This window comes from Kribbella sp. NPDC002412 (genome assembly GCF_053592935.1).
Genome location: NZ_JBSFBL010000026.1, coordinates 26,676 through 42,601, shown reverse-complemented (window position 1 = coordinate 42,601; position 15,926 = coordinate 26,676). Strand labels below are relative to the sequence as shown.

The 15,926-nt window shown below is 68.8% G+C and carries 14 protein-coding genes; 9 read left to right on the top strand and 5 right to left on the bottom strand.

Annotated elements, in window-relative coordinates:
• Positions 1-12: 12 nt before the first annotated feature.
• Both ACWCOV_RS21555 and ACWCOV_RS21550 read left to right on the top strand, forming a co-directional pair.
• Positions 13-1,587 carry a glucoamylase family protein gene (locus ACWCOV_RS21555; RefSeq protein ID WP_449831069.1) on the top strand — a complete coding sequence of 525 codons (1,575 nt, stop codon included), beginning with the start codon at positions 13-15 and terminating at the stop codon, positions 1,585-1,587.
• A gap of 19 nt (positions 1,588-1,606) precedes the next feature.
• Positions 1,607-3,418: a GH39 family glycosyl hydrolase gene (locus ACWCOV_RS21550; protein ID WP_449831068.1), complete on the top strand. Its 1,812-nt coding sequence runs from the start codon at positions 1,607-1,609 to the stop codon at positions 3,416-3,418.
• Here ACWCOV_RS21550 and ACWCOV_RS21545 read toward each other — a convergent pair.
• The gene (locus tag ACWCOV_RS21545; RefSeq protein ID WP_449831067.1) at positions 3,321-4,085 is read right to left on the bottom strand and encodes a FadR/GntR family transcriptional regulator; all 765 of its coding nucleotides are present in this window, start codon (positions 4,083-4,085) and stop codon (positions 3,321-3,323) included. The genes ACWCOV_RS21550 and ACWCOV_RS21545 overlap by 98 nt on opposite strands.
• Before the next feature lie 200 nt (positions 4,086-4,285).
• Between ACWCOV_RS21545 and ACWCOV_RS21540 the strand changes: the two genes are divergently transcribed.
• From ACWCOV_RS21540 to ACWCOV_RS21525, 4 genes are read left to right on the top strand one after another with little or no spacing between them, the layout of a single operon-like run.
• A complete protein-coding gene (locus ACWCOV_RS21540) occupies positions 4,286-5,560 on the top strand; it encodes an ABC transporter substrate-binding protein (RefSeq protein ID WP_449831066.1) in 1,275 nt (424 codons plus the stop codon).
• A complete protein-coding gene (locus ACWCOV_RS21535; protein ID WP_449831065.1) occupies positions 5,560-6,507 on the top strand; it encodes a carbohydrate ABC transporter permease in 948 nt (315 codons plus the stop codon). The genes ACWCOV_RS21540 and ACWCOV_RS21535 overlap by 1 nt, the downstream gene beginning before the upstream one ends.
• Entirely contained in the window at positions 6,497-7,348 is an 852-nt protein-coding gene (locus ACWCOV_RS21530) for a carbohydrate ABC transporter permease (protein ID WP_449831064.1), read from the top strand. The genes ACWCOV_RS21535 and ACWCOV_RS21530 overlap by 11 nt, the downstream gene beginning before the upstream one ends.
• A gap of 28 nt (positions 7,349-7,376) precedes the next feature.
• Positions 7,377-8,678, top strand: a complete 1,302-nt coding sequence (locus ACWCOV_RS21525) for an alpha-L-fucosidase (protein ID WP_449831063.1) — start codon at positions 7,377-7,379, stop codon at positions 8,676-8,678.
• 6 nt (positions 8,679-8,684) lie between these two features.
• Here the strand turns inward: ACWCOV_RS21525 and ACWCOV_RS21520 are convergent, their stop codons facing one another.
• Positions 8,685-9,188, bottom strand: a complete 504-nt coding sequence (locus ACWCOV_RS21520; RefSeq protein ID WP_449831062.1) for a MaoC family dehydratase — start codon at positions 9,186-9,188, stop codon at positions 8,685-8,687.
• Positions 9,189-9,314: 126 nt separating this feature from the next.
• Positions 9,315-9,860: a general stress protein gene (locus ACWCOV_RS21515; protein WP_449831061.1), complete on the bottom strand. Its 546-nt coding sequence runs from the start codon at positions 9,858-9,860 to the stop codon at positions 9,315-9,317.
• Positions 9,861-9,936: 76 nt separating this feature from the next.
• Between ACWCOV_RS21515 and ACWCOV_RS21510 the strand changes: the two genes are divergently transcribed.
• Both ACWCOV_RS21510 and ACWCOV_RS21505 read left to right on the top strand, forming a co-directional pair.
• Positions 9,937-11,043 carry a magnesium and cobalt transport protein CorA gene (locus tag ACWCOV_RS21510; protein WP_449831060.1) on the top strand — a complete coding sequence of 369 codons (1,107 nt, stop codon included), beginning with the start codon at positions 9,937-9,939 and terminating at the stop codon, positions 11,041-11,043.
• A gap of 195 nt (positions 11,044-11,238) precedes the next feature.
• Entirely contained in the window at positions 11,239-12,270 is a 1,032-nt protein-coding gene (locus tag ACWCOV_RS21505; RefSeq protein WP_449831059.1) for an ArsR/SmtB family transcription factor, read from the top strand.
• Positions 12,271-12,347: 77 nt separating this feature from the next.
• Here the strand turns inward: ACWCOV_RS21505 and ACWCOV_RS21500 are convergent, their stop codons facing one another.
• Both ACWCOV_RS21500 and ACWCOV_RS21495 read right to left on the bottom strand, forming a co-directional pair.
• The gene (locus tag ACWCOV_RS21500) at positions 12,348-13,538 is read right to left on the bottom strand and encodes an acyl-CoA dehydrogenase family protein (protein ID WP_449831058.1); all 1,191 of its coding nucleotides are present in this window, start codon (positions 13,536-13,538) and stop codon (positions 12,348-12,350) included.
• A gap of 114 nt (positions 13,539-13,652) precedes the next feature.
• Complete coding sequence (locus tag ACWCOV_RS21495) at positions 13,653-15,101, bottom strand: protein kinase domain-containing protein (RefSeq protein ID WP_449831057.1); 1,449 nt, start codon at positions 15,099-15,101, stop codon at positions 13,653-13,655.
• Between the two features lie 121 nt (positions 15,102-15,222).
• On the opposite strand from ACWCOV_RS21495, the gene ACWCOV_RS21490 reads away from it, so the two are divergent.
• The gene (locus ACWCOV_RS21490; protein WP_449831056.1) at positions 15,223-15,897 is read left to right on the top strand and encodes a peptidylprolyl isomerase; all 675 of its coding nucleotides are present in this window, start codon (positions 15,223-15,225) and stop codon (positions 15,895-15,897) included.
• Positions 15,898-15,926: the final 29 nt, after the last annotated feature.

Here is a 15,926-nt window from a genome sequence, read left to right as displayed (position 1 = left end):
CTGGAGAGACAGATGACCGCCAACATCAGTCGCCGCACCCTGTTAGCCGCCACCGGCGCCACCGCCCTGGCCGCGACCGCCACACCTGCCTTCGGTGGAACGCCTTCACCTGCAGAGCTTCTGAAAGGTGGCTGGACGCCGAGCACCGCAGACAAAGCTCTGGTCGGGCGCTGGGCCCGGGACACCTGGCGCAGTCTGGTCGCGATGACCGACGAGAAGACCGGGCTGCCCGCCGACAACATCGGCGAGTCCGTGACGAACCCGGTCCGCAGCCGCTACACCTCGCCCACCAACATCGGCGGCTACCTGTGGAGCACGGTCGTCGCCCGGCAACTCGGCTTGATCTCGCCGCAGGAGTCGTACCGCAGGATCACGCAGACCCTGACCACGATGACCAAGGTCGACCACCACGAGCCGAGCGGCATGTACTTCAACTGGTACGACGAGTCGACCGGTGAGGTGCTGTACACCGATCCGGACGGGACCCGGCCGATCACGCCGTTCGTCTCCAGTGTCGACAACGGCTGGTTCGCGGCCGCGCTGATGGTGGTGCGCAACGCCGAGCCACGCGCCCGCAGGCTCGCGGAGTCCCTGCTGAGCAAGATGAACTTCGCCTACTACTACAACCCCGCGGCCCGGCCCGGCGGTCTGATGCGCGGCGGCTTCTTCGAGACCCCGCCGCCGGACGAGGAGACCGACAAGGGCAACCACGCCGGCACCGGTCCGGACGTGTACTACCGCAAGTTCCACTACGACACCTGCAACACCGAGGCCCGGATCGCGCCGTACATAGGGTTCGCGCTCGGGCAGGTCCCGCACACGCAGTACTTCGCCACGTACCGGACGTTCCCGGACTCGTGCGACTGGTCCTGGGTGGAGCAGCGCCCGAAGGGTGTGCACCGGACCTACCTCGGCCTGGACGTCTTCGAGGGCACGTACTCGTACCGCGGGATGCGGCTGGTCCCGTCGTGGGGCGGCGACATGTTCGAGTCGCTGATGCCCGACCTGTTCATCCCGGAGTCGAAGTGGGCGCCGCGGAGCTGGGGTGTCAACCACCCGCTCACGGTGCGCGCGCACATCGAGCACGGCATGGACGACGCGAAGTACGGCTACTGGGGCTTCTCCCCCGCCTCGAACCCCAAGGGCGGCTACTCCGTGTACGGCGTCGACGCGATCGGCATGGATCCCGGCGGCTACCCGTCCGACCTGGAGGCGACCAACTACGACGCCGGCTTCGAGGGCTGCCGGGAGGGCGTCAACCCGAACCCGACGTTCGGCGACGGCGTGGTCACCCCGCACGCCGCGTTCCTCGCGATGCAGTACGCCCCGCGGCAGGCGATCGACAACCTGGCCCGGATCGAGAAGAACCTGAAGGCGTACGGCGGTGGCGGCTTCTTCGACTCGGTCGCGGTCCGATCCGGGACGATCGCCCGGCGCTACCTGTCGCTGGACCAGGCCATGGTGATGGGCGCCATCGGCAACGTCTTCGCCGGCGACGTGATCCGGCGGAACTTCAGCACCCGGCAGGTCGAGCAGCGGATCCGGCCGTTGATCGCGATGGAGCAGTTCGAGTCCGGCCTCGAGTAGAACCCACAGGAGATTCTCTATGCAGCACGACGACGCCAAGGCCGACTGGGACGCGCGGATCGCGATCCGCAGCGACGAGGAGCGGGAGTTCAGTTTCCCCGACCTCGACCCGCCCAAGGAGGTCACCGCGGTCGGCGGGGTCGGTCAGGTCACCATCGACTGGTCCCCGGTCGACGGCGCGGCGGGATACCTGATCCTGCGCGGCACCGGCGACCACGGCCCACTCGAGCCGGTCGACCACCACAGCGGTGACGTCCTGTCGGTCCCGGCGCCGCCGTACGTCGACACCACCTGCACCCCGGGGACGCCGTACCGCTACGCGGTGGCGAGCGTTCCCGAGGTGACCGTGACCGGTCGGGCCGGCCAGGTCGTCGGCGCGACGCCGCTGGTCGCCGGCAACGAGGTGCCGGTGGTGACCGTGACCGTCGACGCGGTTGCCGAGGGCACCGAGTTGGCGAAGCCGTGGGTGCCGATGATCGGCAGCGAGCGGCTCAGCCAGCTGCTCTGCACGGACCGCAGCGGCGGCCGGGAGATCGGCGCCGAACTGGAGCAGGCGCTCCGCCGGATGCATGACGAGATCGGGGTCCGGACGGTCCGGGCGCACGCGATCTTCCACGACGACACGCACGTGGTCGGCGCGTCAGGCTACGACTTCTCGGTCGTGGACGCGATCTACGACAAGCTGCTCGGGATCGGCCTGCGGCCGGTGGTCGAGCTCGGCTTCATGCCCCGGGAGCTCGCGCGCGATCCCACCAAGACGGTCTTCGAGTACGGCGCGATCATCTCACCGCCGGCGTCGTACGACGCCTGGTACGACCTGGTCCGTGCCCTCGTCGAGCACCTCGTGCAGCGCTACGGACTCGACGAGGTGCTGACCTGGGACTTCGAGGTCTGGAACGAGGCCAACCTCGAGGTGTTCTGGTCCGGCACGAAGACCGAGTGGCTGCACCTGTACGACGTGACCGCGGCGGCCGTGAAGTCGGTGGACACCCGGCTCGCGATCGGTGGACCGTCGTCGGCCGCGGCCGGATGGGTCGACGATCTCCTCGCGCACGCCGCTGCTCACGGCACGCCGGTGGACTTCGTGTCGACGCACACGTACGGGAGCCCGCCGCTCGACGTCCAGGCCTCGCTGGACCGGCACGGGTTCAGCGACGCGCGGATCCTGTGGACCGAGTGGGGCGTGACGCCGACGCATTTCAACCCGATCAACGACTCGGTGTTCTCCGGGGTGTTCCTGCTCCGCGGCATGAAGTCGGCGGCCGGGCGGGTGGACGCGCTGGCCTACTGGGTCGCGTCGGACCACTTCGAGGAGCTGGGCCGCCCGCCACGGCTCCTGCACGGCGGATTCGGCCTGCAGACCGTGGGCGGGCTGGCGAAGCCGCGGTACCACGCGATGAGCCTGCTCAGCCGGCTCGGTCCGGTCGAGCTGCCGGTCACGCTGACCGGGGACGGCGGCGGCAGCCTGGTGGAGGCCTGGGCGTCCCGGGACGACGAGCGGATCGCCGTACTGCTGTGGAACCTCACCCTCGATCAGACCAAGGCGGGCGGTGCTCCGGAGTTGTCGAGGACGGTCCGCCTCGAACTGCCCGGCGTCGATCCGTCCTGGGAGGCGACCGCGACCACGCTCGGGATCGGCGTCGGCGATGTCGCCGCGGCCGCGGCCGAGCTGGGCATCGAGGACTGGCCGACCGACGAGCAGCTCGCCGAGTTGGCCGAGCGCAGCAAGCTGGTCAGTACTCCGCTGGAGTTGACCGGCGCAGCAGCCGAACTGACCCTCCCGATGCCTTCCGCGGTCCTGGTGGAGCTTCGTCCTCCCCGTCGAGGTTGACGGCTTCCTGGATCCAGCGTTCGACACCCGCGATGTGCACCGTCGCCCAGGACCTGGCCACCTCCGGTTCGCGCCCCTCGATCGCGTCGAGGATCGCCCGGTGTTCGGCCAGCGTCCGGGCGACGGCGTCGTTCTGGGTCAGGCCGCGCCAGATCCGGGCCCGGTAGGTGGGCTGGCGCAGGCTGTCGATGATCGAGGCGAGCGCGCGGTTGCCGCTGCCGACCGCGAGCAGCCGGTGGAACTCGACGTCGCTGGCGAGCAGGTCCTCCACGGACGGCTCCGGGCCGAGGTCGTCGAGCAGCTTGCGCAGCGTGGCGATGTCCGCGTCCGCCATCCGCAGTGCGGCCCGCGCGGCGGCGGCCGGCTCGAGGATCCGCCGTACCTCGAAGAACTCCAGCACCGACGCGTCCTGGTGCAGGTCGAGGACGAAGCCCATCGTCTCCATCAGCAGCGCCGGGTCGAGGCTCGTCACGAACGTGCCGTCACCCTGACGCACCTCGAGCACGCGGATCAGCGCGAGCGCCTTGACCGCCTCGCGCAGCGAGTTGCGGGACAGGCCGAGCCGCGCGGCCAGGTCCGGCTCGCGCGGCAGCCGATCGCCGGGTCGCAGCTCGCCGGTCACGATCATCTGCTTGATCCGGTCGATCGCCTCGTCGGTGACCCGCACACCCACCTCCTCCGCAGCGACGGCGCCAAACATCCGATGTCAGCCTCGCACACATCGGATGTCTAAGCGATATTTTCATGCTCAGCGCTAGGTTTCGCCCTGAATTAAGGACACGAACTGTTGACTCATGTCAAGAGGACGACATATAGATCGGATGAATCAACTCGTTGGTCGATGTACCAGTTCCCCTGGAGGTCAGGATGAACCGAACACCAGCGCGGGTGCGCCGCTGGGCGATCGCCACCCTCTCGGCCCTCGCCCTCACGGCGGTGGCTGCGTGCGGGGGCAATGACGGCAGTGGAGGCGGTGACAGTTCCGGATCTGCCGACAAGGCCGACCTGACCTGGTCGTTCTGGATCGGTGGCACCGAGGACCAGGCGGCCTGGCAGAAGGTCGCCGACCAGGCCACGACCGACCACCCCGGCATCACCGTCAAGCTCCAGGGCACCGACTGGAACAACTACTGGGCCAAGATCGGCACCCTGCTGGCCGGCGGCAAGGCGCCCTGCATCATCGGCATGCAGAGCCTGCGGACCGCGTCGTACGCCGGCGCGATGCTGCCGCTGGACGACCTGATGAGCAAGTACGGCCTGAAGGCCGAGGACTTCGACAAGCCGATCATGGACGGCCTCAAGGTCGACGGGAAGCAGATCGCGATCCCGTACGACTCCGGCCCGATGGTGATCTTCTACAACCGCGACCTGTTCAAGGCGGCCGGCGTGGCCGAGCCGAAGCCGGGCTGGACGGTGGACGAGTTCGAGGCGGCCGCGAAGAAGCTCACCGCCGCCGGGCGGACCGGCCTGGTGACGGCCCCCGGCGACCTCGGCGTCACGTCCTGGGTGCGGACGTTCACCGGCGCGGAGCCGCTCGCCGACGGCAAGCTCGCGCTCACCGACCAGAAGTTCGTCGACGGGTTCTCGCAGTACGCCGACTTCGTCAAGACCGACAAGATCGCGCCGCAGGTGCCGTCCGGCAACCCCGACTTCGAGGCCCAGCAGTTCGCCGCCGGCAAGGCCGCGATGCAGCTGAACGGGCCGTGGTCGCTGATCGACACCAAGGGCAAGGTCAAGTTCCAGCTCGGCATCGCTCCGATCCCGGCCGGGCCGGACGGGTCCAAGACCTACACCGCCGGATCCGGTTTCGGCATCTCCCGGTCCTGCAAGACGCCGGACGCCGCGTTCCAGGCGATCATGTCGATGACCAGTGAGAAGCCGCTGACCACGCTGGCCGCGGCCGGCCGCGCGTACCCGGCCCGGACCGCCGCGCACGACGCCTGGTTCGCCGCCGCGAAGATCGACGGTGCGAAGGAGACCATCGACTACGCCTCGGAGAACTCCGTCGCCCTGGTCACCTCGAAGAACTGGGTCCAGGTCTCCGACCTGCTCAACCGGTTCGGCACCCAGGCGCTGAACGGCGAGATCCCGCCGGACCAGGCGCTGAAGACCATCCAGGACCAGGCGGGCGCCGGATCCTGATGGCCGGCGTCGACACCACGACCGCCGCACCGCCCAGCCCGCCGTCCCGGACGGACCGGGCGGGGCGGCGGCCCGCGCTGCGGCGGGACGGACGGCACGCCAGTGTCTTCCTGGCCCCGAGCCTCGGCGGCCTGGCCCTGTTCACGCTGTTCCCGACCGCGATGGCGCTTGCGATCAGCCTGTTCGACTGGCCGGTGTTCGGCGAGCGCGAGTTCCTCGGGATCGAGAACTACACCCACCTGATGAACGACCCGGTGTTCCGCCGGGTGGTGCTGAACACCGCGCTGTTCGTGGTGCTGTACGTCCCGCTCAACGTCGTCGTCTCGCTCGGGCTGGCGCTCTGGCTCGGGCCGAGGATCAAGGGCCGGCAGGCGTTCCGGGTGCTGTTCTTCATTCCGGTGATGACGCCGATGGTGGCGAACGTGATGGTCTGGCGGCTGCTGTTCCAGCCCGGCGGGCTGATCGACAGCGCGATGCAGACCTGGTTCGGAGTGAGCGCGCCGAACTTCCTCGGCTCGTCGAACTGGGCGATGCCGGCGATCGTCGCGATGTCGGTCTGGCAGGGCTTCGGCTACAACTTCCTGGTCTTCTCCGCCGCGCTCGACCAGGTGCCGCAGTCGCAGCTGGAGTCGGCGCAGATCGACGGCGCCGGGGTGTGGCAGCGGTTCCGGTACGTCACCTGGCCGATGATCACGCCGTCGATCTTCTTCGCCACCACGATGACGCTGATCACCTCGTTCCAGGTGTTCGCCCAGCCGTTCATCCTGACCCAGGGCGGTCCGGGCGTGTCCACCCAGACGATCGTCATGTACGTCTACAACCAGGGCTGGCAGTTCCTCACCATGGGGCTGGCGTCGGCGGCCGGCTGGGTGCTGTTCGTGATCATCATGGGCATCACCGCGATCCAGTTCCTGGGCCAGCGCAAGTGGGTGAACTATGACGTCTGAGACCACCTCCCTCGTCGGGCGCCGCGTCCGCAACGGGGTGTCGCACGTCCTGCTGCTGATCGTCGCGATCCTGTTCCTCGTGCCGCTGGTGTACGCCGTGTCCACCTCGCTGAAACCCGCGGACGAGGTGTTCACGCCGACGCCGGAGCTGTTCGGGTCCGAGATCCGCTGGCAGAACTACGCCGACGCGTTCACGTTCGCGCCGTTCGGCCGGTACTTCCTGAACAGCCTGTTCGTCGCGATCATCGGCACCCTGGTCGTGGTGATCGCCTCGAGCATGTCGGCGTACGCGTTCGCCCGGCTGAAGTTCAGGGGCCGTGAGCAACTGTTCGTGCTGTTCCTGGGCACCCTGATGGTGCCGCAGGAGGTGCTGATCGTGCCGATGTACTGGCTGATGCAGTCCCTCGGCTGGGTGGACAGCTACTGGGCGCTGATCCTGCCGTGGGCGTTCACCGCGTTCGGCACGTTCCTGCTCCGGCAGTTCTTCCTGACCGTCCCGGCCGAGCTCGAGGAGGCGGCCCGGGTGGACGGGTGCGGGCCGTTCGGCACGTTCCTGCGGATCATGCTGCCGCTGGCTCGGCCGGCCATCGCCGTACTGACCGTCTTCACCTTCATCAGCTTCTGGGGCAGCTTCCTGTGGCCGCTGATCATCATCAACAGCGTCGCGGACAAGGGCACCGTCCCGCTCGGCCTGGCCCAGTTCATCGGCCAGCAGGGCACCCAGTGGAACCTGATGATGGCGGCCTCCGTGCTGGCCATGCTGCCCACCGTCCTGCTCGTCATCCTGCTGCAGAAGCACCTTGTCCGCGGCCTCCTCGTCACGGGGCTGGGTGGCCGTTAATGAACCTTCGACTCCAAGGAGTGCTGACATGACCGACGCGCCCCCCGCGGCCTCCGTCGAGAAGTTCCGCGACTGGCGGTTCGGCCTGTTCGTCCACTGGGGCCTGTACGCCCTGCCGGCCCGGCACGAGTGGGTGAAGAACCGCGAGCGGCTGACCGACGAGGACTACCAGCCGTACTTCGACCACTTCGAGCCCGACCTGTACGACCCGCGCAAGTGGGCCCGCGCCGCCCGCGAGGCCGGCATGCGGTACGCCGTACTGACCACCAAGCACCACGAGGGCTTCTGCCTGTGGGACTCGGCGGTGTCCGACTACACGGTCGCGAAGACACCGTGGGGCAAGGACCTGGTCGGCCCGTTCGTCGAGGCGTGCCGGGAGGAGGGGCTCGGTGTCGGGTTCTACCACTCGCTGATCGACTGGCACCACAAGGAGTTCCCGATCGACGTCGTGCACCCGCAGCGGTACGACGAGAAGGCCTGGGCGAAGGCGGCCGGCCGGGACGTCCAGGTGTACGCCGACTACCTGCACGCGCAGACGCGCGAACTGCTGACGAACTACGGGCCGATCGACATCATGTGGTTCGACTTCTCGTACCCGAACCGCAACCGCGAGGACGGGCAGCCGGGTCCGGGCAACGGCAAGGGCCGCGACGAGTGGCGGTCCGAGGAACTGATGGCGATGTGCCGGGAGCTGCAGCCGGACATCCTGATCAACGACCGGCTGGACATCCCCGGCGACTTCGTCACGCCGGAGCAGTACCAGCCGGACGGGCCGATGATGCGCGACGGCGAGCCGGTGCTGTGGGAGGCCTGCCAGACCCTCAACGGCAGCTGGGGTTACGACCGGGACAACCTGGACTGGAAGTCACCCGAGACGCTGGTGAAGATGCTGGTCGACTCGGTCTCCAAGGACGGCAACCTGCTGCTGAACGTAGGCCCGACCGGGCGCGGCGAGTTCGACCCGCGGGCGCTGGCCACGCTGGCGACGATCGGCGAGTGGATGCGGCTGCACGAGCGGTCGGTCCGCGGCGCCCGGCCGAGCGAGCTCACCGCACCGGCCGACTGCCGCTTCACCCAGAAGGGTGACCGGCTCTACCTGCACCTGTTCTCCTGGCCGATGGGCCACATCCACCTGCCCGGCCTGGCCGGCAAGGTGAAGTACGCCCAGCTCCTGAACGACGCCTCGGAGATCAAGCGGATCGTCAACGACCCGCACCAGACCGCCCAGAACACCCGGATGGGCGGCGTGTCCGCCGACACCCTCACCCTCAAGCTCCCGATCCAGCGCCCGGACGTCCTGGTCCCGGTGATCGAGATCTTCCTGAGCTGAGGCTGTCTAGGAAGCCGGGGTGGGGCGGCCGGGCTGTTCCCCGCCCCGGGCTTCCAGGTAGTTGTTCTTGGGGACCATCACCTTGCGGCGGAACAGGCAGACGACGGTGCCGTCCTGCTTGTAGCCCTTGGTCTCGACGTAGACGACGCCGCGGTCGTCCTTCGACTTCGACTCCCACTTGTCCAGCACCACGGTCTCGCCGTACACGGTGTCGCCGTGGAAGGTCGGGGCGACGTGCCGCAGCGACTCGATCTCCAGGTTGGCGATCGCCTTGCCGCTCACGTCCGGGACGGACATCCCGAGCAGGATCGAGTAGATGTAGTTGCCCACCACAACGTTCTTGCCGAACTGAGTGGTCTCTTCCGCGTAGTGCGCGTCCAGGTGCAGCGGGTGGTGGTTCATCGTGAGCAGGCAGAACAGGTGGTCGTCGTACTCGGTCACGGTCTTGCCCGGCCAGTGCTTGTAGACCGCGCCGACCTCGAACTCCTCGTAGCTACGCCCGAACTGCATGCCCTCGGCTCCTTCCGGTATCCCCGGACCCCATGCTGCCGAAACTCGGCGTGACTGGGCAGTAGCCCGAGCGTGGCCTACCTCTCACCCACGCGAGACCTTCGTCACTCGGGCGTCACTCGAGCGTCACTCGTGCGGCTGCTGCAGCGGCGACTGGTTCTGGATCGGCTGCTCGGCGATCCGCGGGTTGACCTCGCCCTTGAGAGCCAGCTTGGCCAGGTGGTTGCGGGCCTCCTCGGCGTACTTGAAGTCGCACAGTACGTCGTACGTCGTCGCCACCACCGCGGTTCGCGAGGTGAAGTCCCGTCGCCCGGCCGACTGCGCGTAGCCGAGGCCGCCGAACACCAGGCCGAAGAAGGCGCCGAGGACGACGCCGGTCACCACGGCGGCCAGCCAGTTGCCGTTGGTGAACAGTCCCAGCAGCAGACCCACGAACAGGCCGAACCAGGCGCCGCTGGCCAGGCCGGCGGTCAGCGCCTTGCCCCAGGTGAGCCGGCCGGTGATCTTCTCCACCTGGCGCAGGTTGTTGCCGACGATGGTCGTGTGCTCGACCGGGAACTTCTCGTCCGAGAGGTAGTCGACAGCTCGCTGCGCCTCCCGGTAGGTGTCATAGGTCCCGATCGTCAGGCCGCTCGGCCGGGGGTCCATCGAGGGCATGCCCTGCGTGGTCATCGTCGTTCCTCTCCACGTGCTTCCACCCCCATCATTGCCGACGGCTGGTTACCGCGCCTTGATAGCCTCGCCGGTGATGACCGGGCGACGGTGGGACATGGGTGCGACACGCCGGATGGGACGCGTCTTCGCCCGGCGTTCTCCGGGCGTCCCGGAGCCGGTCGACCTGGTCGCCAGCGGCAAGCTGGACGGCGCTCTGGTCGACTGGGCGTTCTACCGTGACGGCCGCCGGGACACCAAGGTCAACTCCTACACCGAGGCGCTCAGCCGGGCCCGGCGCGGGCTGGGTTTCGTCTGGATCGGCCTGTTCCAGCCCAACGAGCGGCAGCTGGCCGTCATCGGCGACGAGTTCGGCCTGCACCCGCTGGCGCTGGAGGACGCCACCGAGGCGCACCAGCGGCCCAAGCTCGAGCGGTACGACGACACGCTGTTCGCCGTACTGAAGACCGTCACCTACGTGCCGCACGGGGATCTGACCGCCACCAGCGAGGTGGTGGCGACCGGTGAGGTGATGGTGTTCTGCGGCGCCGGGTTCGTCGTCACCGTGCGGCACGGCGATCACAGCGAGTTGACCGGCCTGCGGCACGGGCTGGAGCAGGAGCCGGAGCGGCTGGCGGCCGGTCCGGGCGCCGTACTGCACGCGATCGCCGACCACGTGGTCGACCGGTACCTGGAGGTCGCGGACGCGGTCCAGGCCGACATCGACCTGATCGAGAGCGAGATGTTCACCCCGCGCGGCTGGCGCAAGATCGACCGGGTCTACCAGCTCAAGCGCGAGGTGCTGGAGCTGAAGCGGGCGGTGGCGCCGCTGACCGGGCCGATGCGGGCCCTGTCGACGCTGCGGCACCCGCTGATCAGCGACGAGACCCGGAACTACTTCCGCGACGTCGACGACCACCTGCTGCGGGTGAAGGAGCAGGTGATCTCGTTCGACGAGCTGCTCAGCTCGATCCTGCAGGCGGGCCTGGCCCAGGTGCAGGTGTCGGAGAACGAGGACATGCGGCGGATCGCAGCCTACGTCGCGATCCTGGCGGTGCCGACGATGATCGCCGGGATCTACGGGATGAACTTCGACTACATGCCGGAGTTGCGGCTGAAGTACGCGTACTTCGTCGTTCTCGCGGTGATGGCCACCGCGTGCACCGTGCTTTACCGGCTGTTCAAGCGCAACCACTGGCTTTGAGCGCTGCGTAGTCGCTGACTTGGCAGCCTTCTGCCATGGCCGCCAGTCCCGACTGTTTGGAATGTTCAAACGGTTGTGCCGTGTTCGAGCGCCTTGATTGAATGCCGCCATCGCTTTCGGTCAGCGATCAACCACATTCTGCGACCGACGGCATCGGGGGATGCCGTGACACGTCAGTACCAGGGAGGGCCCGCCGTGCTCCGCATCCATTTCACGCCACGTGATCTCGCTCGCGTCACGGTCGCCGCCACTCCCGCCCCGCTGTGGGAGGTGCTGCTCAGCCTGCACATGCTGCAGCAGACCGACGGCCGGCTGATCTTCGACGACTGGCGCCGGTACGTACGGGCCAAGGTCGCCCCGGACCAGATGCGGCTGCTGCTGGAGCTGACGCCGCCGAAGGGCTACTCCCCCGACTTCCTCACTCCGGCCGAGGCCCCGCCGGACTTCGAGACCACGCTGGAGCTGGCGCTGGCCACACCACGCCAGGAGATCCGCGAGCAGCTGGAGCTGCTCAGCAAGTACCGCCCGGTGTCGCCGTGGACGCGGGAGCTGGCGCGGGGCGAGCGGAGCTCGCTGAACAAGCTCGGCCGGGCCATCCGGACCTACCACGACGCGGCGATCGCGCCGTACTGGAAGTCGATCGGGACGCACGTGTCGGCCGACCACGCGCATCGCGGCGAGGCGCTGTCGCGGCACGGGGTGGACCGGCTGCTGTCGACGCTGCACCCGCGGGTCAAGTGGGTGGCGCCGGTGCTGCAGGTGCTGGACATGCACGACCGCGATCTCTACCTGGACGGGCGCGGGATCGAGCTGCAGCCGTCGGCGTTCTGCTGGCAGGTGCCGACGAAGCTGCGTGACCCGGACCTGAAGCCGATCCTGGTGTACCCGATCCACCACGCGCCGGGCATGCTGCGGCAGCACTCGACGGACGACTGCCCGTCGAGTGACGCGCTGAGCTCGCTGCTCGGCTCCACCCGGGCCGCCGCACTGGAGGCCGCCGTCGTCGGTTGTACGACGACCGAGCTGGCGAAACGCTGCAAGATCTCACCGGCCGCCGCCAGCCATCAGGCCACGGTGCTACGCGAAGCCGGGCTGATCACCACGCGCCGGGCCGGTGCGTCCGTGCGCCACGAGATCACTCAGCTCGGCATCTGGCTGCTGTCCGGCCACGGCTCCGGCAACCCGCGCCTGCCCGCAGCCACGTCCCCATCTCGTCTCACCGCTTAGCGCCCCATGGACCCTGCCCCGCCGCGTGCTTGGGCCGACTGGCACCGCCCCGCCCGTCGACCCAGCACGCCGGCCGGTCAGAGCTTGTAGTCCTCCAGCAGCCGGCGGCCGATGATCATCCGCTGGATGTCCGCCGTCCCCTCGCCGATCAGCAGCATCGGGGCCTCCCGGTAGAGCCGCTCGATCTCGTACTCCTTGGAGAACCCGTAGCCGCCGTGGATCCGGAACGAGTCCTCCACCACCTGGTGGCAGTACTCGCTGGCCAGGTACTTCGCCACCCCGGCCTCGAAGTCGTTGCGGGAGCCGGCGTCCTTCTTCCGGGCCGCCTTCACCATCAGCTCGTGCGCGGCCTCGACCTTCACCGCCATGTCGGCCAGCCGGAACAGCACCGCCTGGTGGTCGGCGATCTTCTTGCCGAACGTCTCCCGCTGCTGCGCGTAGGCGATGCCCAGCTCGAACGCGCGCCGGGCCACCCCGCAGCCGCGGGCGGCCACGTTCACCCGGCCGACCTCGACGCCGTCCATCATCTGGTAGAAGCCTTTGCCCGGGACGCCGCCGAGGATCTGGCCGGCGTCGATCCGGTAGCCGTCGAAGACCAGTTCGGTGGTGTCGACGCCCTTGTAGCCCATCTTCTCGATCTTGCCCGGCACCACGAGGCCCTTGTCCACCTCGCCGAACCCGGGCTCCTTCTCGACCAGGAACGTGGTCATGTTCCGGTAGACCGAGTCCGCACCCTCGTCGGTCTTCACCAGTACGGCGACCAGGTTCGACGAGCCGCCGTTCGTCAGCCACATCTTCTGGCCGTTGATCGTGTAGGCGTCACCGTCCTTGACCGCCTTGGTCTTGATCGCGGCGACGTCGGATCCGCAGCCCGGCTCGGACATCGAGAACGCGCCGCGCACCTCACCGGTGGCCATCCGCGGCAGGTACTTCCGCTTCTGCTCGTCGGTGCCGTGCTGGAGCAGCATGTACGCGACGATGAAGTGCGTGTTGATGATGCCGGACACGCTCATCCAGCCGCGGGCGATCTCCTCGACGCACAGCGCGTAGGTCAGCAGCGACTCGCCCAGGCCGCCGTACTCCTCCGGGATCATCAGCCCGAACAGGCCGAGCTCCTTGAGGCCCTCGACGATCTCGGTCGGGTACTCGTCGCGGTGCTCGAGCTCGGTGGCGACCGGGAGGATCTCCGACTCGACGAACGCGCGGACCGTCTTCAGGATCTCCTCCTGGATGTCGGTCAGCCCGTCGGTCTGCTGCAACCTGCTCATCGTCGGCTCCTTCGCTCCGGGGGACGCCTTACCCGCGAGTATCGCGGTTCTCAGCATCCCGGCACGAGGCCGACACCCGCTGTGACACCGGCCACCTGCCGAAGGTCGCGTGCCTCACTCGTCGCCGCGGTCGCCGTCTCCACCGTCGCCGCCGGGGCGCGGCAGGCTCTGGCCGACCACCTGGAACAGGGCGGCGATCTGCGGCGTGGCCTGCCAACGGTGCCGCTGCTGCGCCTCGAACAGGCGCTGCCGGGCCTCGTAGAACCTCCTGGCCGCCTGGTCGGTGTTCCCGTTGTCCAGCGCCTCCGCGGCCTGGTCGAGGTCGTTCGCGGCCTCTCGCGGCGCCTTGCTCCGGCTGTCCTGCTGGGTAGCCCGCACCTGCGCCGCCAGCGTCCGCAGCGTCTGCACCAGCGCCGCTCGCGGGTTCTGCGGCGTCTCCTTCGGCTTGGCGGACGGCGTCTTCGACGGCGTCCTGGAGGGCGTGGGCTTCGGTGTGGTCTTCGGCGCGCTGGTTGCCTTCACCACCGGCGCTGACGGCGTCCCACCGGCCGCGGCGGGCGGGTTGGTGCTCACGCTCTCGCGCAGCATCAGCCCGCCGATGACAGCGGCCAGTACGACGGCCATCGGGACGAGCACCTTGGCGAACGGGAACCCCTTGGTCGGCGCCCGGTGGGTCGCCGTCGCGGGTTGTTCCGGCTCCTCCTCCCAGGTGCCGACGTCTAGAACGTCGTTGGTGGGGAGCAGCGGCAGCACCTGCGTGTTCGGGGCTGCAGTCAGCAGGGCGGTCACGTCGGCAACCGAGGACGGGCGGTCCGCGGGGTCCTTCGCCAGGAGCTGCAGGACCAGATTGGCGAGCGCGGGCTCCACGTCGGCCCGGGTGATGGGCTGCGGCACCGCGTCCAGGTGCTGCCGCATCACCGATTCCACGTCGGGTCCGGTGAAGGGCGGCGCACCGGCCAGAAGCTCGTAGAGGACGCAGCCGAAGGAGTACCAGTCGCTGGCCGGGGTCGCGGACTGGCCGCGGACCTGCTCCGGTGCCACGTACGACGCCGTACCGAGGAGGACTCCGACTCCGGTGGTCTCCGTGCCGGCGCCCTTCGCGATGCCGAAGTCGGTCATCTTGAGGGTGCCGTCCGCCGCGAGCATCAGGTTGCCGGGCTTCACGTCCCGGTGCACGATGCCGGCCCCGTGAGCCGCGTCGAGGGCCCGTGCTCCCTGGACGGCGATGTCGGCGACCAGCTTGCCGCTCGGCAGGCCGGAAGTGCGCATCAGCTGCGACAGGTCCGGGCCGGACACCAGCTCCATCACCAGGAACACGTGCTCGCCCGCGGCGCCCACGTCGTACGTCGCGACGACGTTCGGGTGCATCAGCCGCGCGGCCGCCTGCGCCTCGGCGCGGAACCGCTCGACCGCGTCCATCGGGTCACCGTCGAGCCGACGGAGCAGCTTGACCGCGACCTGCCGGGCCAGCACGGTGTCCTCGGCCTGCCACACCTCACCCGCGCCGCCCCTGCCCAGCAGGGTCAGCAACCGGTAACGCCCTGCCAGTACCTCGCCGTTCACACACAACACCTTCCGCAGCGGACCGCAACACCTTAGGCGGGGCATGCGCGGAAGGGCGAGTTCTGGCCCGAAACCTTCATCAACCTCTGCACAGAGCGATCGGAGTACTACGGTGAGCAGCATGAAGCGATCGATTACCGCCCTGATCGCGGCCACTCTGGTCGCGACGACGCTCACGACCACGACCGCCGCTGCGGCCCCTGCCACCACCACGGTGCCGGCGAAGCCGCCGAAGCCGGTGGTCAAGTGCGAGTTCACCCCGACGCCGGAGAACCCGGCCGCCAAGCCGGTCCGGATCCCGTCGCCGGTCGCCCGCGCGAAGGGCACGGTGGACGTGTTCTTCGTGACCAACTACGGACCGTTCGTGGTCCGGATGGACCGGTCGAACGCGCCGTGCGGGGTGCACAACTTCGTGCACCTGGTGAAGAGCCGGTTCTACGACTTCACCCAGTGCTTCCGGCTGACCAACTCCGCCCGCCTCGGGGTGCTGCAGTGCGGCGACATCTACCGCCAGGAGGAAGGCGGGCCGGGGTACAAGTTCCCGGACGAGGTCACCGGCCAGGAGACCTACCCCCGCGGCACCGTTGCCTACGGCAACCAGGGGCCGGGGACCAACGGCAGCGAGTTCTTCGTCGTGCACTCGCACGCCAACATCGCCCCGAACTACACCGTCCTCGGCCAGGTCGTCTTCGGCATGTCGACGTTCGACCGGATGGTCGCCGCGGGCATCGCCGACCCGGACCAGGACGGCCCGCCGGCCAAGCCCATCCACATCTACAAAGTCTGGACGCTCTAGGGGAGGGTAATTCCGGGGCCCGCGGCGCT